The organism is Pseudomonas poae RE*1-1-14 (assembly GCF_000336465.1).
GTDB lineage: Bacteria > Pseudomonadota > Gammaproteobacteria > Pseudomonadales > Pseudomonadaceae > Aquipseudomonas > Aquipseudomonas poae.
The window spans coordinates 4,634,308-4,654,135 of sequence record NC_020209.1; the positions used below are offsets into that span (position 1 = coordinate 4,634,308).

The 19,828-nt window shown below is 60.9% G+C and carries 13 protein-coding genes; all 13 read left to right on the plus strand.

Annotated elements, in window-relative coordinates; genetic code table 11:
- The first annotated feature begins 76 nt into the window (after window positions 1–76).
- The 13 genes from H045_RS20420 (at window position 77) to H045_RS25580 (ending at window position 19,737) form a co-directional block, all read left to right on the plus strand.
- Complete coding sequence (locus H045_RS20420; RefSeq protein WP_003231694.1) at window positions 77–514, plus strand: type VI secretion system amidase effector protein Tae4; 438 nt, start codon at window positions 77–79, stop codon at window positions 512–514.
- Window positions 511–957 carry a hypothetical protein gene (locus H045_RS20425; RefSeq protein WP_003231696.1) on the plus strand — a complete coding sequence of 149 codons (447 nt, stop codon included), beginning with the start codon at window positions 511–513 and terminating at the stop codon, window positions 955–957. Before H045_RS20420 ends, H045_RS20425 begins: the two co-directional genes overlap by 4 nt.
- Window positions 951–1,466, plus strand: coding sequence for a type VI secretion system baseplate subunit TssE (tssE, locus tag H045_RS20430; RefSeq protein ID WP_015373310.1), 516 nt, complete (start codon window positions 951–953; stop codon window positions 1,464–1,466). The genes H045_RS20425 and tssE overlap by 7 nt, the downstream gene beginning before the upstream one ends.
- Window positions 1,463–3,322: a type VI secretion system baseplate subunit TssF gene (tssF, locus tag H045_RS20435; protein ID WP_015373311.1), complete on the plus strand. Its 1,860-nt coding sequence runs from the start codon at window positions 1,463–1,465 to the stop codon at window positions 3,320–3,322. The genes tssE and tssF overlap by 4 nt, the downstream gene beginning before the upstream one ends.
- Window positions 3,286–4,329 (plus strand): type VI secretion system baseplate subunit TssG, encoded by a 1,044-nt coding sequence (gene tssG, locus H045_RS20440; protein WP_032869995.1) that lies wholly within the window; start codon window positions 3,286–3,288, stop codon window positions 4,327–4,329. Before tssF ends, tssG begins: the two co-directional genes overlap by 37 nt.
- Window positions 4,322–6,976 (plus strand): type VI secretion system ATPase TssH, encoded by a 2,655-nt coding sequence (gene tssH, locus H045_RS20445; RefSeq protein WP_015373312.1) that lies wholly within the window; start codon window positions 4,322–4,324, stop codon window positions 6,974–6,976. Before tssG ends, tssH begins: the two co-directional genes overlap by 8 nt.
- 155 nt (window positions 6,977–7,131) lie before the next feature.
- Window positions 7,132–9,072 carry a type VI secretion system Vgr family protein gene (locus H045_RS20450; RefSeq protein WP_015373313.1) on the plus strand — a complete coding sequence of 647 codons (1,941 nt, stop codon included), beginning with the start codon at window positions 7,132–7,134 and terminating at the stop codon, window positions 9,070–9,072.
- 14 nt (window positions 9,073–9,086) lie between these two features.
- Window positions 9,087–9,521: a DcrB-related protein gene (locus H045_RS20455; protein ID WP_015373314.1), complete on the plus strand. Its 435-nt coding sequence runs from the start codon at window positions 9,087–9,089 to the stop codon at window positions 9,519–9,521.
- 12 nt (window positions 9,522–9,533) lie between these two features.
- On the plus strand, window positions 9,534–13,964 hold the full coding sequence (locus H045_RS20460) for an RHS repeat-associated core domain-containing protein (RefSeq protein WP_041931541.1): 4,431 nt from the start codon (window positions 9,534–9,536) through the stop codon (window positions 13,962–13,964).
- A gap of 2 nt (window positions 13,965–13,966) precedes the next feature.
- Window positions 13,967–14,245: a hypothetical protein gene (locus tag H045_RS20465; protein ID WP_015373316.1), complete on the plus strand. Its 279-nt coding sequence runs from the start codon at window positions 13,967–13,969 to the stop codon at window positions 14,243–14,245.
- 67 nt (window positions 14,246–14,312) lie between these two features.
- Window positions 14,313–18,713 carry an RHS repeat-associated core domain-containing protein gene (locus H045_RS20470; RefSeq protein ID WP_244159682.1) on the plus strand — a complete coding sequence of 1,467 codons (4,401 nt, stop codon included), beginning with the start codon at window positions 14,313–14,315 and terminating at the stop codon, window positions 18,711–18,713.
- A gap of 12 nt (window positions 18,714–18,725) precedes the next feature.
- Complete coding sequence (locus H045_RS20475; RefSeq protein WP_015373318.1) at window positions 18,726–19,199, plus strand: SMI1/KNR4 family protein; 474 nt, start codon at window positions 18,726–18,728, stop codon at window positions 19,197–19,199.
- A gap of 250 nt (window positions 19,200–19,449) precedes the next feature.
- On the plus strand, window positions 19,450–19,737 hold the full coding sequence (locus H045_RS25580; RefSeq protein WP_244159683.1) for a competence protein ComJ: 288 nt from the start codon (window positions 19,450–19,452) through the stop codon (window positions 19,735–19,737).
- Window positions 19,738–19,828 lie beyond the last annotated feature (91 nt).

Genomic DNA, 19,828 nt, shown 5'->3' on the forward strand with positions numbered 1-19,828 from the left:
ACACACCCCCGTCGTTACGCGCCGGGGGTTTTGGTGCTTGCTCGCATTCGACCTTTTCCTCTTCGGTATCTGAGTCATGGCCAAACCGTCGTTTATCAATTTGTGGAACAGCTACCCCACCGTCAAAAACCCTTGCGACCAACCGTGGGGCAATCAGTGCGCTATCCGTATGAGCGTCGCGCTCAATGGCGAGCTGAATATCAAGGTCAATAAATCGACCTATACCGACCCAAAATGCAAACACGACCATGCTCGCGGTGCTGAATCCCTGGCCAATTGGCTCTGGCGTCATCACTTGGGCCGTCCGACCATTCTCAGTGGCAGTGCGGCCGACCGGCTGACGCTGAATCAAAAAACCGGAATTGTTTTCTTCAAGGATTGCTTTGCACGTGCCGGCGAACCCGAGAGCGAGCGTACCGGTGACCATATCGACCTGTGGAACCGAGGCCGAACCAAAGGCTTTTTCGATGGCGACTTTCTCTCCAAACAGGTCTGGTTCTGGGAGTTGCAATGATCGCTAAAACGTTAAAATCAATGCTGTTCGCCAACCTGTTGATCAGCTTGAGCGCGTGCGCCGAGCCCGCTCCGAACCCGCTCGACGCACCTGCTCGCACGCAGGGGGTATTCGCCGGTCAGGCCATCCAGCTCGTGGACGCCAAGGGTCAATGTGCGGTGCTCAAGCCCGACCAGACTCATCTGGCACTGGGAATGGAATGGCCCTGCTACTTCAACCTGAATCCAAAAGGTGAATTACGGGTAGAGACGTTCAGGGGTGTGCCGATTTTTCTGGTCGAGCGTAGCGTGCCAGAGCCTGCACCGAGCCGAGACTGCTTGACCCAATCCCAGGCCGTACGCTTGATCAACGGTCGCCTGGAAGCTTCAACGGTTAACCCAAGCGCCATGTGCGGCTATGGTCAGGAAGACCAGAAAATGTTCACGGCCCTCTTCCGGTGGTAACCGAAATCGCCCCGCGCGACCGTCTGCAACCGTCCCTGCTGGACCGGCTGACCGACGACGACCCGACCAACCCCAAGGAGAGCGCTGACAAACGCGTGCTGTCCCTGACCCAATTGAAAGCCTCGGTGCTGCGCGACCTGGCGTGGCTGCTCAACACCACCTCGCTGCTCGATGCCGATGCCACCCTGCACACGCCGGCCGGCACGTCCGTGATCAATTACGGCCTGCCGGCACTCGCGGGCAACAGCGTTTCCAGCGTGGATATCAAAGCGCTCGAAGCCTTGATCTACCAGGCCATCGCCACTTTTGAACCGCGCATTTTGCGCCACACCCTGCGGGTCAAGGCCCGCGTCGGCCAGGGCGAGATGAATCACAACGCCCTGAGTTTCGAGATCGAAGGCGACCTGTGGGCGCAGCCGGTGCCGTTGCGCCTGCTGCTGCAAACCGATCTGGACCTGGAGTCCGGCCATGTGCGCGTGGTCAACGCCGATCAGCGGAGACGCCCATGAACCCGCGCCTGCTGGAGCTGTACAACCAGGAACTGCACCACGTTCGCGAAAGCGCCGCCGAGTTCGCCAGGGAATACCCGAAGATCGCCAGTCGGCTGACATTGTCCGGCATGGACTGCGCCGACCCGTACGTCGAACGCCTGCTCGAAGGCTTTGCCTACCTCACGGCCCGCGTGCAGCTCAAGCTCGATGCCGAGTACCCGACCTTCACCCATAACCTGTTGGAAATTGCCTACCCGCACTACCTGGCGCCGACCCCGTCGATGACCGTGGTGCAATTGCAGACCGACCCGGATGAGGGCTCCCTGGCCAGTGGTTTCCCATTGCCGCGCGACACCGTACTGCGCGCGGCCCTGGGCCGCGAAACCCAGACCTGCTGCGAGTACCGCACCGCGCACCCGGTGACGCTGTGGCCGCTGCAGGTCCGCAACGCCGAATATTTCGGCAACCCCGCCGCCGTACTCGGCCGCCTGGCCGCCAGCGAGCCGAAAGCCAAGGCCGGCCTGCGCCTGACCCTGCGCACCGGCGCCGAACTGCCGTTCAACAGCCTTGACCTGGACAACCTGCCGCTGTACCTCAGCGGTGCCGACGAGCAACCCTTTCGCCTCTACGAACAATTGCTCGGCAATGCCTGCGCCGTGTTTGCGCGCAAGCCGGGTGGCGACTGGGTCGAGCGTCTGCCCAAAGACGCGCTGCGCTCGCGCGGCTTTGACGATGCCGACGCGGCAATGCCGGTGGTGGCGCGTGCGTTCCAGGGTTATCGCCTGCTGCAGGAATACTTCGCCCTGCCCCACCGCTTTCTGTTCGTCGAATTCGCCGAGCTGAGCCGCGCAGTCAAACGCTGCGACGGCCAAGAGCTGGAACTGATCGTGCTGTTCGACCGCCACGAGCCGAGCCTGGAAGGCAGCGTCGGCGCGGCACAGTTCCTGCCGTTCTGCACGCCGGCGATCAACCTGTTCCCCAAGCGCGTGGACCGCATTCACTTGTCCGACCGGGTCAACGAACACCATGTGATCGCCGACCGCACGCGGCCGATGGACTTCGAGATTCACTCTTTGAGCGGTATCACCGGCCACGGCACCGGGCCGGAGCAGCCGTTCCTGCCGTTTTACGCGGTGCGCGATCCATCACGCTACGGCCGTGACCAGGCTTACTACACCGTGCGCCGCGAGCCCCGCGTGTTGTCCAGCGACCAGCGCCGCAACGGCCCGCGCTCCACCTATGTGGGCAGCGAAACTTTCGTCAGCCTGGTGGACAGCCGCCAGGCGCCCTATGGCCATGACTTGCGCCAATTGGGCGTGACGGCGCTGTGCACCAACCGCGACCTGCCGCTGTTCATGAGCGTGGGCAACGGCAAGACCGATTTCACCCTGGCCGACAGCGCGCCGGTGTTGGCTGTGCGTTGTGTGGCAGGGCCGAGCCGTCCGCGCGCCAGCCACGCCCACGATGCGAAGGCGTGGCGCTTGATCAGCCAGCTGTCGCTCAACTATTTGTCACTGAGCGAGCAAGGCCAGGGTGCCGGCGCCCTGCGTGAACTGCTGCGCCTGTATGGCGACAGCAACGATGCCGCCCTGCCCTTGCAGATCGAGGGCCTGCGCGAGGTCAGCAGCAAAGCGGTGACCCGGCGCCTGCCGATGCCCGGCCCGATTGTGTTCGGGCGCGGCTTGGAGATCACCCTCGAATTTGATGAAAACGCGTTTCGCGGCACCGGTGTGTTTCTGCTCGGTGCGGTGTTCGAACGCTTCCTGGCACGCTACGTGTCGATCAACAGTTTTACCGAAACGGTGATCCGTACCACCGAACGCGGCGAGATCATGCGATGGAAAGCCACGCCCGGACGGCGTCCGACCCTGTGAGTACCTTGGACGCGATGCACCAGGAGCCCTGGGAATATGACTTTTTCCAGGCGCTGCGGCGTATCGAATGCGAATCGCCGGACCTGCCGCGACTGGGCCACTCCCTGCGCCTGGCGGACGACCCGCTGCGCCTGGGGCAACAGGCCGACTGCACGTTCGCTCCGGCTACGCTGGCGTCGGTCGACCCCGGTGGCGACGGCAAACCGGCGCGGCTCGAACAGTTTTTCTTCGGCCTCGGCGGCCCCAACGGCCCGCTGCCGCTGCATATCACCGAGTACGTGCGCGAACGCCAGCGCAACAACGCCGACAGCACCAGCAAGCAGTTTTTGGATGTGTTCCATCACCGTCTGCTGAGTCTGTTTTACCGGGCATGGGCCGAGGCGCGGCCGACGGTCAGCCACGACCGCCCGGACGATGACTACTGGTCCGCGCGCCTGGCGGCGTTAAGCGGCCGGGGCATGCCGAGTCTGTTGAACCAGGGGCTGATCCCCGACACGGCGAAGCTGCATTACAGCGGTCATCTGTCGGCGCAAACCCGCTACCCGGACGGTTTGAAGGCGATTCTCGGCGAGTACTTCGGCCTGCCGGTGGAGATCGAGGAATACGTCGGCCAATGGCTGGAACTGCCCGAGCGCAGCCGCGTGGGCGTGAGCGCCAACCAGCTGGGCGTGGACTTCTGCCTGGGCAGCCATGTGTGGGACCGCCAGCATAAATTCCGCATCCGCCTGGGCCCGCTCACGCTGGAGGATTACATGGGCATGCTGCCAGGCGGTCAGCCGTTCAACGAGCTGGTGGCGTGGGTGGCCGAGTACCTGGGCCATGAACTGGACTGGGACCTGAACCTGATTCTGCAACAACCCGAAGTCCCAACACTGCAGCTTAACGGCCAGTTCCGCCTGGGCTTCAACACCTGGCTCGGCCAACCCGAGCGGGACGCCAACGACCTAATCCTGGCCCGGCATTACGCCGATCACGCCACCACCTCAAGGAATCCAGAGCATGGGTGAAATCAGTCGCGCCGCACTGTTCGGCAAACTCAACAGCGTGGCCTACAAGGCCATCGAAGCCGCCACCGTGTTCTGCAAGCTGCGGGGCAACCCGTATGTGGAACTGGCTCACTGGTTCCACCAGTTGCTGCAACTGCAGGACTCGGACCTGCACCGCATCATCCGCCAGTTCAACGTGGAACCGGCGCGTCTGGCCCGTGACCTCACCGAAGCCCTGGACCGCCTGCCGCGCGGCTCGACGTCGATCACCGACCTGTCCTCCCACGTGGAAGAAGCCGTGGAGCGCGGCTGGGTGTACGGCAGCCTGATGTTTGGCGAAAGCCAGGTGCGCACCGGGTATCTGGTGCTGGGCATCTTGAAGACGCCGAGCCTGCGTCACGCCCTGCTGGGCTTGTCCGCCGAGTTCGACAAGATCAAGCCCGAAGCCCTGAGCGAGCGCTTTGACGAATACGTTGGCGACTCGCCGGAAAACGCCTTGAGCGCCAGCGACGGTTTCAATGCCGGCGTGCCCGGCGAAGCCAGCGGCGCCATGGCGCCCAGCGCGATGGGCAAGCAGGAAGCCCTCAAACGCTTCACCGTGGACCTCACCGAACAGGCGCGCAGCGGCAAGCTTGACCCGATCGTGGGACGTGACGAAGAGATCCGCCAACTGGTGGACATCCTGATGCGCCGACGCCAGAACAACCCGATCCTCACCGGTGAAGCCGGCGTGGGCAAGACCGCCGTGGTCGAAGGGTTCGCCCTGCGTATCGTCGCCGGTGACGTACCGCCGGCGCTCAAGGATGTGGAGCTGCGCAGCCTCGACGTGGGCCTGCTGCAAGCCGGCGCCAGCATGAAAGGCGAGTTCGAACAGCGCCTGCGCCAGGTCATCGAAGACGTGCAAGCCTCACCCAAGCCGATCATTCTGTTCATCGACGAAGCCCACACCCTGGTGGGTGCCGGTGGCGCCGCCGGCACGGGCGATGCAGCCAATCTGCTCAAGCCTGCGCTGGCCCGTGGCACCCTGCGTACCGTGGCCGCCACCACCTGGGCCGAGTACAAAAAGCACATCGAGAAAGACCCGGCTCTGACCCGCCGCTTCCAGGTGGTCCAGGTGGCCGAGCCGTCAGAAGACAAGGCGCTGCTGATGATGCGCGGCGTGGCATCGACCATGGAGAAGCACCATCAGGTGCAGGTGCTCGACGAAGCCCTGGAAGCTTCGGTGAAGTTGTCGCACCGCTACATCCCCGCTCGCCAGCTACCTGACAAATCCGTGAGCCTGCTGGACACTGCCTGCGCCCGCGTCGCCATCAGCCTGCACGCCGTGCCCGCCGAAGTGGACGACAGCCGCCGCCGTATCGAAGCGCTGGAAACCGAGCTGCAGATCATCGCCCGCGAACACGCCATCGGCATCGACATTCGCGCGCGCCAAACCAACTCCGAGGCGCTGTTGAGCGCTGAACGCGAGCGCCTGACCACCCTGGAAAGCCGCTGGGCCGAAGAGAAGACCCTGGTGGATGAGTTGCTCGCCACCCGCGCAACCCTGCGCGAAAAAGCCGGCGTGGTGGACAGCGGCAGCGATGAGTTGCGCACGCAACTGGTCGACCTGCAACAACGCCTCAGCGCCCTGCAGGGCGAAACCCCACTGATCCTGCCGACCGTGGATTACCAGGCCGTGGCCTCGGTGGTCGCCGACTGGACCGGCATCCCGGTGGGCCGTATGGCACGCAACGAGTTGGAGACGGTGCTCAACCTCGATCAGCACCTGAAGAAACGCATCATCGGCCAGGACCACGCCTTGCAGATGATCGCCAAGCGCATCCAGACGTCCCGCGCCGGCCTCGACAACCCGAGCAAGCCGATTGGCGTGTTCATGCTCGCCGGCACGTCCGGCGTGGGCAAGACCGAAACCGCCCTTGCCCTGGCTGAAGCCATGTACGGCGGTGAGCAGAACGTGATCACCATCAACATGAGCGAGTTCCAGGAAGCCCACACGGTATCGACGCTCAAGGGCGCGCCACCGGGCTATATCGGCTACGGCGAAGGCGGCGTGCTGACCGAAGCGGTGCGGCGCAAGCCCTACAGCGTGGTGCTGCTGGACGAAGTGGAAAAAGCTCACCCGGATGTGCATGAAATCTTCTTCCAGGTGTTCGATAAAGGCGTGATGGAAGACGGCGAAGGCCGGGTGATCGACTTCAAGAACACCCTGATCCTGCTGACCACCAACGCCGGTACCGAGCTGATTTCCCAGGTGTGCAAGGACCCGGCGAACATCCCCGAGCCCGAGGAAATCGCCAAGGCCCTGCGCCAGCCGCTGCTGGAGATTTTCCCGCCGGCGCTACTGGGCCGCCTGGTGACGATTCCGTACTACCCGCTGAGTGACACGATGCTCAAGGCGATCACCCGCCTGCAATTGGGCCGCATCAAGAAGCGTGTGGAGAGCACCCACAAAGTCGCCTTCGACTACGACGATGCGGTGGTCGACCTGATCGTCTCGCGCTGCACCGAAACTGAAAGCGGCGGGCGCATGATCGACACCATCCTCACCAACAGCCTGTTGCCGGACATGAGCCGTGAATTCCTCACGCGCATGCTTGAAGGCAAGGCGCTGGCGGGGGTGCGGATCAGCAGCCGGGATAACGAGCTGCACTACCAGTTCAACGATTGACCTGAAGAAACACGATCAAACTGTGGGAGCTGGCTTGCCTGCGATAGCGGTCTGACATCCAACATCAATGTCGACAGATCCACCGTAATCGCAGGCAAGCCAGCTCCCACATGGATACGGTTTCTTCAGGGATGACGATACAGACAGGACAACCGATGCTATTCAACCAAGCCTCACGCCTGGCCAGGATCACCAGCCCCCTCGGGCCGGATGTGCTGCTGCTCAATGAAATGGGCGGCGGTGAAGAGCTGGGCAGGCTGTTCAACTATGAGCTGCAACTGACGTCACTGGACGCCAACATCGATCTCAACCAATTGCTGGGCAAGCCGATGAGCGTGGGCGTGCAACTGGCGGACGGCGGCGAGCGGCACTTCAACGGCATCGTTGCGCGCTGCAGCCAGAACATCGACCGGGGCCAGTTCGCCAGTTACCAGGTGACGCTGCGCCCCTGGCTGTGGTTGCTGAGCCGCACCTCGGACTGCCGGATTTTCCAGAACCTGAGCATCCCGCAGATCATCAAGCAGGTGTTTCGCGACCTGGGCTTTTCCGACTTCGAAGACGCCCTGAGCCGGCCGTACCGCGAGTGGGAATACTGCGTGCAGTACCGCGAGACCAGCTTTGATTTCGTCAGCCGCTTGATGGAGCAGGAAGGGATCTACTACTTCTTCCGCCATGAGCAGGACCGCCATGTACTGGTGCTGGCCGACGCCTATGGCGCCCACGCCACGGTGCCCGGCTACGCATCGATTCCGTACTACCCCAAAGACGAGCAGCAGCGCGAACGCGACCATATGCACAACTGGCACTTGGCGCACGAAGTACAGCCCGGCTCGCTGGAGCTTAACGACTACGACTTCCAGCGCCCCAGCGCCAGCATCGACGTGCGCTCGGCCATGCCGCGCCCCCACGCCGCCGGCGACTACCCGCTGTACGACTACCCCGGCACTTACGTGCAAAGCGCCGATGGCGAACACTACGCGCGCACCCGCATCGAGGCACTGCAAACCCTGCACGAGCAGATCGAGTTCGCCGGCAATGCCCGTGGCCTGGGTTCGGGTCATCTGTTCAGCCTTACCGGCTTCAGCCGCCAGGACCAGAACCGCGAATACCTGATTGTCGGCTGCCGCTACTACATCACCCAGGAAAGCCTGGAAAGCGGCGGTGGCACGGCCTCGGCGCAATTTGAAAGCAGCCTGACCTGCATCGACGCCCAGCAGAGCTTCCGCCCGCTGGCCAACACCCATCGACCCATCGTCAAAGGCCCTCAGACCGCACTGGTGGTCGGCCCCAAGGGCGAGGAAATCTGGACCGACCAATACGGCCGCGTGAAGGTGCACTTTTACTGGGACCGTCACGACCAGTCCAACGAGAACAGCTCGTGCTGGATTCGTGTCTCACAGTCCTGGGCCGGCAAGAACTGGGGCTCGATGCAGATTCCACGCATCGGCCAGGAAGTGATCGTGAGCTTTCTGGAAGGTGACCCGGACCGGCCGATCATCACCGGGCGCGTCTACAACGCCGAGCAGACGGTGCCTTACGACCTGCCAGAGAACGCCACCCAGAGCGGCATGAAAAGCCGTTCGAGCAAGGGCGGCACGCCGGCCAACTTCAATGAAATCCGCATGGAGGACAAGAAGGGGCTGGAGCAGTTGTATATCCACGCCGAGCGCAATCAGGACATTGTGGTGGAAGTGGATGAGAGCCACTCGGTGGGGCATGACCGCAACAAGAGCATCGGCCACAACGAGACGGTGACCATCGGCAACAACCGACTGCGCATCGTCAAACAGGAAGACATTCTTTCGGTCGGGCAAAAGAAGACCGACAGTATCAGCCAGAGCTACGTGATTGAAGTGGGTGAAAACCTGCGCCTGGTCTGCGGCGAAAGCATCCTGGAATTGAACGCCAGCGGGCAGATCAACCTCACCGGCGTGCAAATCAGCTTCTATGCCAGCGGCGATGCCGAGTTCAACACCGGCGGCGTGCTGCACCTGAACAACGGCGGCGGCGCTGGCGCCACGCCTGACGGCCAGGGCGTGAAAGCCAGCATCGACGCCAATATCAAAGCCGCCTTCCCCGCGCCCAAAAGCTCCTGACGAGACTGTTTGCCATGACGTACCGCATCAACGAATTTCAGTTTCAACTGCCGGCCGCCGAGTTGCAGGACGCGACGATCAACATCCTCAAGTTCCTCGAGCTGGGCACCTCCCTGATCGTCAGCCGCAGTTTGCTGGCCGATGGCGAAACCCTGCACAGCAACTTCAACGACCAGCTCCAGCGCCTGGAAAAGCAGGTGCAGGATTTGCGTTATCAGCCGGGCGTCGACGTGCGCCTGGGTGCGGCGCAGGAAGTCGAAGGCATCGAACTGCGCAGCCAGTTCAACAAGGGCAATGACAAGGTGTTCCAGTATCAACTGGCACTAGTGATTCCGGGCACGCGCAAGATGCTTGCCTTGAGTTATGTGAAGGCGGACACGCTTGGGGATGCCGAGGCGGCGCATTGGGCGTTGATCAAAAACTCGTTGTCGTTTGACGTGCCACAGTGACGAAACCTCTGGATGTCTGACGCTCTGCTATGGGCCGCACGGTCGGGGGATGGCTTGTCCCATACCTCAGTGATGGCCGATATCCTTGGCGGTGTGCTCGAAGTCGCCGCTAACGTGGCGATCACTGCATTGGCCACGGCCGCCGTAGTAGCGGCCACCGGGATCACCGTCGCGACAGGTGGGCTTGGCGCGTGCGTATTGGGCGCCGTCGTCGGCGTTATTGTCGGCATCGCCATGAGCAAGACCGGTGCTGACAAAGGGCTGAGCGTCCTGTGTGAGGGTATCGGCAACGCGCTGTTCCCTCCCGCAGTCATGGCAACGATCATCAGCGGGTCGACAGATACCCTGATCAACTCAATACCTGCGGCGCGAGCCGCCGGGGCGGTCCCCTCCCACGTTGCCCCGGCGGGCACCGAAAACCAAGCGCCTGCCCCCGCGTCTGACGATGCAGAAGAACCAGGCTACCTGGATATGGCCAAAGGTTTTTTCTCCCAGATGTGGCGCCCCACTGTCGCCACCCCCGCACCAGGTGCCGTTCCCAAACCTCTGGATCTGGTGACCTGCACCAAACATCCACCGATGCCACCACAGTTTCTTGCAGAAGGATCGGAAAAGGTCACGGTCAACGGCCAGCCGGCTGTGCGCAGCGGCGATCGCAGCACGTGTGATGCGACGGTTGTGTCAGCGGGACTTATTTCGCCAAACGTGACCATCGGCGGTGGTTCAGTGGTGGTACGCGAGATTCGTAGCGGCAAGACGCCGGGAGTGGGCCTGGCTGTGACCGCACTAATGATGCTCAAGGGTGGCAAGGGCAAATTTCTAAGTAATCTGCCCTGCATGCTGCTGGGGGGCGTCAACTCATTCGTCGTCAGTCAAGCCATGGGCGCCTTGGCCAATGCGGCCATGGGCTCATCCAACCCCGTGCATGCCAGCACTGGGGCCAAGGTGCTGGGCGGCCCGGAAGAGCTGGACTTTGCCCTGCCCGGCATCATGCCGATCGATTGGCAGCGTTTCTACAACAGCCGGGACGAACGCCGCGATGGTCTGTTCGGGGCTGGCTGGAGCGTTTCCTACGAGGTCAGCGTCCAGCTTCGCCCCCACCCTGAGGGTGGTGAGCAACTGCTATACACCGACGAGCAGGGGCGACGCATAAACATGGGGTTCATTCCCTTGGGCGGCGCGGTGTTCAGTGCTGGCGAGGGGCTGAGCGTGCGACGCCACCTGAGTGGCCAACTGCTGATCGAAAGTGCTGATGCCTTGTATCGACTGTTTGAACCAGCGCCGCAGAATACTTCGCTGCTACGCCTGAGCCAGTTGGGCGATCGCAATGACAACCGTATTTACCTGGACTATGACGACAACGGACGGCTGCGACAGCTGCGGGACACCTTCGATCTGGTTAAGGTCGAACTGAATTACGACGCCACCTGGCCAAGCCGTGTCAGTCATATCGAGCGACTGTACCCTGATCAGCAGCGTGAAGTGTTGATGCATTACGCCTACGACAGCTGCGGCGACCTGGCAGCCGTGCGACAGTCCGACGGGCAGGTGAAACGCCGGTTTGCCTATGACGCCGGCCGGCGCATGACCGAGCATCAATTACCTGGCGGGCTGCGCTGTTTCTACCAGTGGGCGTGTGTGGATGAACGCGAATGGCGCGTGGTTCGGCACTGGACGGATAGCGGCGACACCTACCGATTCGACTATGAGCTGGACAACGGTATCACCCGGATCATTGACGGGTTGCAGCGCGTCAGCACCCGCCACTGGGATGCACGGCACCAGATCCTCGAGTCCATCGATGCTCTGGGACGTACCTGGGCGTTCCAATGGAATGCTGAAAGCCAACTGCTGGGCGCGACCGACCCAAGCGGTGGGCAATACCAATTCAGCTACGATGAAGCCGGTAATCTGAGCGAGACCACAGATCCGCTGGGGCGCAGTGAATCAACCCTTTGGCTGGAACATTGGGCGCTGCCGTTGGTGGAGACCGACGCCGCCGGCAACGCCTGGCAGTTCCGGTATGACTCACGTGGCAATTGCATCGGCGAAACCGATCCGCTGGGCCACGTGACGACTTATCGTCACGACGCTCACGGACAAGTCCTGGAAATTACCGACGCCCGCGGTGCAAGCAAGACCTTGCGCTGGACGCCCCTGGGTCAACTCAGCGAGCACACCGACTGTTCGGGTCTGACCACCCGCTTGAATTACTGCAAGCGTGGGCTACTGCTTAACAGTACCGACGCCCTGGGCGAGCGCACAAACTTCGCTTATGACGATCAGGGACGGCTGACCAGCAAACAGTTGCCGGATGGCCGCAGTGAGCACTATCAGCGTGATGCCAGTGGGCAATTGGTCAGCTACAGCGACCCTGCGGGTCACACCACGCACTTCAAACACTGCCCAAGCGGACGGTTGCGCCAGCGTACGGACTCTCACGGCCGCTGTGTGGAGCTGAGTCATGATGCCTACGGTCGCCTGCTGAACCTGACCAACGAGAACGGCGAGCGCTATCGCTTCGACTGGGACGCCGGTGATCGACTGACCCTGGAGCAGCGCCTGAACGGCACGCTCAAGCGCTATGCCTACGATCCGCTGGATAATGTCACTCGCGTGGAGACAGTTGCTTCATCTGGCGCCGAAGACTCCATCACTCACGACCTGGAGCGAGACGCTGCCGGGCGACTGATCGCAAAAATCACCGCAGATGGGCGTACCGAATATAGCTATGACGAACAGGATCAGGTCACAGCCATCTCCTTCACCGGACATTACGGCGAGCAACAACGCCTGGCGTTCGGGTATGACGCACTCGGCCAGCTGATTCTTGAACAAAGTACCGGCGGTCGCCTGGAACACCACTACGACGAACTGGGTAACCTGATACAGACGCAGCTTCCCGATGGACGCTGGCTCAACCGATTGCGCTACGGAAGTGGCCACCTGCATCAGATAAATCTGGATGGTCAGGTGATCAGTGATTTCGAGCGCGACCGGCTGCACCGCGAAGTGCTGCGTACCCAGGGACGTATCAGCACCCGCAGCGAATACGATCGTTGCGGGCGGATTCGTGTTCGCCAGCGTCGGCAACAGGGGCAGTCAGTACTGCTGCCAGCGCTACAAACCCGATACGGTTATGACGCCAGCGATCAATTGGTGGAACGCGTCGACAGCCAGCCTGGCGCAACCTACCGCCAGCTCCTGCATTACGACGCTACCGGACGCATTCTCGCCAGCCAGGACAATCTTCAGGGGCAAAGGGAAGCCTTCGCCTATGATCCAGCCGCCAATTTATTGGACGGCGCAGGGCGCGTGGCCCACAACCAGTTACTGAGCTATCGCGACAAGCACTACCGTTACGACGGTTTTGGCAGGGTAGTTGAAAAACGCAGCGCTCGGCGCGGCACCCAGCACTTGAGCTATGACGCTGAGCAACGCCTGGCCCAGGTGCACAATGACGACGGTTCTGTGGTCAAGATGACTTACGACCCGCTCGGTCGACGCATCGCCAAGACCACCTTCGACCGCCAGGGCAAGCAGCAGAGCCAGACCCGTTTCACGTGGGATGCGATGCAACTGCTGCAGGAGCACCACGGCCCGCAGACCAGCCTCTATCTCTATGTCGATGAGGGTTATGAGCCCCTGGCCAGGATTGATGGTGTGGGTGACCAGCAAAAGGTGCGCTACTACCACAACGACCTCAACGGCCTGCCCGAGCAACTCTCGGAAAGCGACGGCCATAGGGTGTGGAAGGCGCGTTACGAAGTCTGGGGCAATACCGTCGAGGAAGTGCGCGAACCCTATTTCGTCGAAGAGCAGAACCTACGGTTCCAGGGCCAGTACCTGGACCGGGAGACTGGGCTGCACTACAACACTCTGCGCTTTTATGACCCAGACATCGGGCGCTTCACTACGCCCTATCCAATCGGTCTGGCGGGCGGGCTTAATTTCTACCAATACGCGCCCAACCCGGTGAGCTGGATCGACCCCTTGGGACTGATGAAATGCTCAAGCCCACCCAAAGGCCGCAAGGTCAATCGCACGGTGTATCGATTCGAGGAGCCTGGACGCATCGGTACGACTTGGCAGGCGCATAAGTGGAATGTGGAGTCCCGACACCGGTACACGGCCAAGGGACTGGGTGGCGTATATGGCGCCAACTCGCGCAAGACCGCATTGGGCGAAGTCACCCATTGGGGTGTGGACCTGTCCTCACGGGTACTGGTCAGCAAAAGGGTGCAGTTAAACAACGTGCTGGACCTGACGCGCGCCGACGTGCGCAAACAATTAGGTGTATCACTCAAAAGCATTACGGGTGACAAATACACCGAAACTCACCAGATCGGCAGTTGGGCGAAAGCCAATGGCTATGATGGGATTCTTGCCCCATCCGCGCGAAACCCGACAGGCAGCAACTTAATATCATTTGCAGGGTTCTGATCATGCCACTTGAAGATGAATACCCCGGCGATGCCGATTGGCAAAGCACGGTAGAGCTGTACAAGGAAGACTATCTCGACGAAGACGCGCGCACCCTTGCGCAAGCACTGGGTGGCGACCTGGACTTGGCCGTTGTGCTGCGTGGCAGGCGTGGGCTCAAGGAAGGGCTGTGGTGGATCGAGCGCAAAGTTCCTGTCCTCGACAACGTACGGCCTGTCGACTGCCTTGAGGATCCGCAGCTGATCAAGCGCCTGCGAACAGCTTTGATGAGCATGCCTTAACCACACAGGGGCATCTGACTGACGATGGAAAGTCTCGATAGAATCGAAACGTCCCTGGGCACCGCGCATGTCTGACGCACTCTGGGCAGCCCGAATGGGCGATGCGCTCTCCCACACTTCGATGATGGCCGACATCCTCGGCGGGGTGCTGGAGGTGGCGGCCAATATCGCGATCACCGCCGTAGCGACCGCCGCCGTGGTTGCGGCCACTGGCATTACCGTGGCCACCGGCGGCCTCGGCTGTTTTTTGCTGGGCGCGGTGGTGGGCACGATTGTCGGGCTGGCCATGAGCAAGACCGGAGCCGACAAAGGCTTAACGAATTTATGCGACAGCTTCAGCAACGCCCTGTTTCCACCCACGGTGCAGGCCAACATTCTCACCGGCTCCACCGACACCCTGACCAACAACATTCCGGCCGCGCGAGCAGCAGGGGCAATTAGCTCCCATGTCGCGCCGGCCGGTACCGAACTGGAAGAGCCCGAACCGGAGCCAGAAGCCAGCTACCTGGACATGGCCGAGGGTTTCTTCTCACAGATGTGGCGTCCGACTGTCGCTACACCGGCGCCCGGCGCTGTGCCCAAGCCGCTGGACTTGGTGGTGTGCATGAAGCACCCGCCAATGCCGCCGCAGTTTCTGGCCGAGGGTTCGGACAAAGTCACGATCAATGGTCAGCCGGCGGTACGCAGCGGTGACCGCAGTACGTGCGATGCCACCGTGGTGTCCTCCGGGCTGATCTCGTCCAACGTGACCATTGGTGGCGGCTCGGTGGTGGTGCGCGAGATTCGCAGCGGCAAGACGCCGGGCGTGGGGCTGGCGGTGACGGCGCTGTTGATGCTCAAGGGCGGCAAGGGCAAGTTTTTCAGCAAGTTGCCGTGCATGTTGATCAGCGGTGCGACGTCGATGGCCGTCAGCAGCGCGATGGGTGCGATGGCGAATGCGGCGATGGGCTCGTCGAACCCAGTCCACGCCGCCACTGGCGCGAAAGTGCTGGGCGATGTCGAGGAACTGGACTTCGTGCTGCCCGGCATCCTGCCGATTGCCTGGCAACGGGTCTACAACAGCCGCGATGAACGCGCGGGCAGCTTGTTGGGTGCTGGCTGGAGCGTGGCTTATGAAGTGTGCGTCGAAGTTCTCCCCCATCCTGAGGGTGGTGAAACGCTGATCTACACCGACGAGCAGGGCCGAGCAATCGACATGGGCTCGATTCCTTTGGGCGGCGCGGTATTCAGCGCCGGTGAAGGGCTCGCGGTGCGCCGCCATCTCAATGGGCAGTTGCTGATCGAAAGCGACGATGGCCTGTACCGGTTGTTCGAGCCGTCTGCCAACCCGGCGCGGCTGCGTCTGAGCCAACTCGGCGACCGCAATGACAACCGTATTCATATCGACTACGACGAAGCCGGGCATCTGCTACGACTGCGCGATACGTTAGATCTGGTGCAGGTTGAACTGGTTCGGGAACAGGGCCAGTTGGCGCGCATCGAGCGTTTGTATCCCGATCAGCGTCGTGAAGTGCTGGCCAGCTACGGCTATGACATGGCCGGGAGCCTGGCTGAAGTACGCGACGCGACCGGCCAGGTACAGCGGCGTTTTGCCTACGACAACGGCCAGCGGATGGTTGAGCATCAACTGCCCACCGGGTTGCGCTGTTTTTATGAGTGGGCCTGTATTGAAAACCTGGAATGGCGTGTGGTCCGGCATTGGACCGATGAGGGCGACGCTTACCAGTTCGACTATGACTTGCAGGCTGGTCTCACGCGTATCACCGACGGTTTGCAGCGGGTCAGCACCCGTTTGTGGAACACGCAGCACCAGATCATTCAGTACAGCGACAACCTCGGCCAGACTTGGCTGTTTGAGTGGAACGACGAACGCCAATTGCTCAGCGCCACCGATCCGCAAGGCGGGCGCTATGAATACAGCTATGACGAGGCCGGTAACCTGATCGGCGAGAGCGACCCGTTGGGGCGCAGCGATTCGACGTTGTGGCTGGAGCATTGGGCCTTGCCACTGGTGGAAACCGACGCGGCCGACAACAGCTGGCAGTATCGCTACGACCCGCGTGGCAACTGCGTCGCCGAAACCGATCCGCTGGGCCACGTCACCCGCTACCGCTATGACGACCACGGCCAGCCGGTGGAAATCATCGACGCCACCGGCAAGAGCAAAAAGCTGCGCTGGAACCCGTTCGGGCAGTTGGTGGAACACGTTGATTGCTCGGGCTATCCAACCCGCTTTGGCTACGACACGCGCGGCAACTTGCAGGTGATCACCGACGCCCTCGGCGAGCGCACCTTGTTCAGCTATGACGCCCAGGGTCGCCTGCTCAGCAGCCAACTGCCGGACGGACGCACCGAGCAATACCAGCGCGACGTCAGCGGGCAATTGCTGGGTTACACCGACCCGGCCGGGCACACCACGCTCTATCAGCACAACCGTCGCGGCCAGGTCCGCCAGCGTACCGACGCCCACGGCCGACAGGTGCAGTTCGGTTATGACAGCTATGGGCGGCTGCAAGCGCTGATCAACGAGAACGGTGAGCGCTACCGGTTCTCCTGGGATGCCGGGGATCGGCTGACAGAACAGCAGGATCTCGACGGCAGCGCCAAACGTTACAGATACGACCCACTGAATAATGTGATCGCGGTGACCGCTATTCCCGCCCCGCAGGGCAGTGGCCTGGCGGTAGTCCCGCTAACCCCGCCTGCTCCAATCGTGCATGAGCTGGAGCGCGACTCGGTTGGCCGACTGATCGCCAAGACCACCGACGATGGCCGTACCGAGTACGCCTACGATGCGGTCGATCAACTCACAGCGGTCACCTTCACGGATCTGCAAGGCAACGCCCAGGCCCTGGATTTTGCCTACGACGCCCTCGGCCAGCTGCTGGCCGAACAGAGCTCAGCCGGCAACCTGCAACACCACTACGATGAGCTGGGCAACCTGATACAGAGCCAACTACCCGACGGTCGCTGGCTCAATCGCCTGTACTACGGCAGCGGCCATCTGCACCAGATCAACCTTGACGGCCAGGTGATCAGCGACTTCGAACGCGACCGCCTGCACCGCGAGGTACTGCGCACCCAGGGCCAGCTCAGCACCCGCAGCGAATACGACCGCAGTGGACGCCTGCGCTCACGCCAACGCCGCCACGCCAACCAGCCGTCCCTGTTACCCGCTGCGGCGCAAAAACAGTTCGAATATGACCCTGCCGACAACCTGATCGGCAAACTCGACCAGCAATCCGCCGCACAACATCGCCAACTGCTGCATTACGACGCCACCGGCCGCATCATCGCCAGCCAGGACAGCCTGCACGGCCAGCGCGAAACCTTCGCCTACGACGCCGCCGCCAACCTGCTCGACGGCCCCCAGGCAGGTGCCGGACTGGTGGTGCATAACAAACTGCTGACCTATCAGGACAAGCGTTATCGCTACGATGCGTTTGGCCGGATGATTGAAAAACGCAGCGCCAGGTGGGGGGTGCAGCGGTTTGCGTATGACGCTGAAAGCCGGCTGATAGAAGTGCGCAACGAAGATGGCCGCGTGGTCAGGATGACCTATGACCCGCTGGGGCGCAGGATTGAAAAAACCGAGCACGGCAGTGATGGGTACCCGTTGGGGGAGACGCGGTTTACGTGGGATGGGCTGCGCCTGTTGCAGGAGCACAAGCACAGCCAAACGAGTCTTTATGTTTATGAAGATGACGGCGGATATGAGCCTCTGGCTCGTGTCGATGGCGTTGGGTCGCTGCACAAAATTCGCTATTACCACAACGACCTGAACGGATTGCCGGAACAGCTGACCGAAGCGGAGGGCCATGAGGTCTGGTGCGCAACGTATCGGGTGTGGGGCAACACGCTGGAGGAAGTGCGCGAACCTTATTACATTGAGGAGCAGAACCTGCGGTTTCAGGGGCAGTACCTGGATCGGGAGACGGGGCTGCATTTCAACACGTTCAGGTTTTATGATCCGGATGTGGGAAGGTTTACTACGCCGGATCCGATTGGGTTGGAAGGTGGGCTCAACCTTTACCAATACGCGCCAAATCCAATTGGCTGGTCGGATCCATGGGGCTGGGCGTACGCCGGCGTAGATTTTACAGGGAGCAAAGACTTGTATCCGATCAAAGGCTCACAGAAAAATATCGTGACAATCAAAATGCAAGGCTCCAGGTCGCGCGACTTTACTCAGGCCTATAAAGAAGCAGGTATCCCTAGAAGCGCCAAGAATCTCTATACCTGGCACCACGTTGATGACTTCGATCCGAAGTCCGGTAATACAACAATGCAACTGGTCAGAAAACCTGCCCATGAGGCGACCTATCCTCATGGTGGTTCAGTTGCCCAGTATGAAAAACATTTCAAAGTTAAATATGACAGCAGCGAGTCAGTCCTCGCAGCCTCTAAAAAAGGTTGGCTCGCCAACAGAATTCCCAACAGTAAAGTCAAACCTGGGCGATGCTCATGATTGGAGATGACGATGTTTGAAAACCAATTCTCGGACTGCGAAACGGCCATTACTTCAGAAGATCTGGACCAGCTGGAGTCCGTAATAGGCAAGAAATTACCCGCCGTCTTTAGAGACCACTACCTCAAGTACAACGGCGGCATGCCGGAACGAGCGTATTGGACTAGCGAAGATTTCTTCGACCCTATCGAAGTGGCGTCTTTCAGGCCGATTGTCTATGGGGAGCCCTCGCTGCTGCCCACCTACCAAAACCTGCAGAAAAAACAGCTTATCCCTTCAAACCTTCTTCCTTTCGCGGACGATCTAGGTGGAAATTTTTTTTGCTTGAACCTGGCTTCGGGAGCAATTAGCTATTTCACGACAGATACATTCGATAGCGAATTAAGCTTTGAGGACAACCACGCTGCCTCCGAAAAGCCTGTGTGCTCAAACTTTCTCAGGTTCGTTCAAGGGCTGATTAGTGAGGAAGATATCGACGAGATGTGAGCATAGAACCTCGTGTCCTCATGATCGATATTTTCCAAGACACCAGAGCAGGCCTATCAATGAAAAAAACCTTCCAATCCGTGGATCTACTGATATCCCACAGCCAAATCCAATTTCGTTCGCGTCCCTTCGACGAGGCGTCAAGTCAATGGGGCAAGGTCAACCTGGAGCAGGGCGCAGTTCTGCATAGCGACTACATACGTTGTTTTTGTATCCTCTGCCCGAAGACGCTTTCGGGTCGAATTTGAATATGACAAACAGTTTCACCTTTGGTGAAACCGCCCAGCGCCGTATTGTCACTCCGTTTCATGTCACAGACCCCGCACAGGTGGAGGTAGCCTCAGCATCTGAAAAATTCAAAGTCGAGCTGGATCTGGATAAGCGCGACTATGCGTTTTACTTCGAGGTCTGCGAAGGCGACGAGATTTTTTACAAGATCACCTTGGTCCCAACTGATATCAGAGTCGCAGCCAAGTACCTGCTGGACGATCCATGGAGTGGCGAGAAAGACAAGGTACTTGTCCAAGGCATTCATTAAGACACTCATCAGCCTCCACAAAAAAAGGGCATCCAACCCAGTCGGCGTGCCCATTTTCTCTACCGCCCCCCTCCTTCAGACACGGTACTGC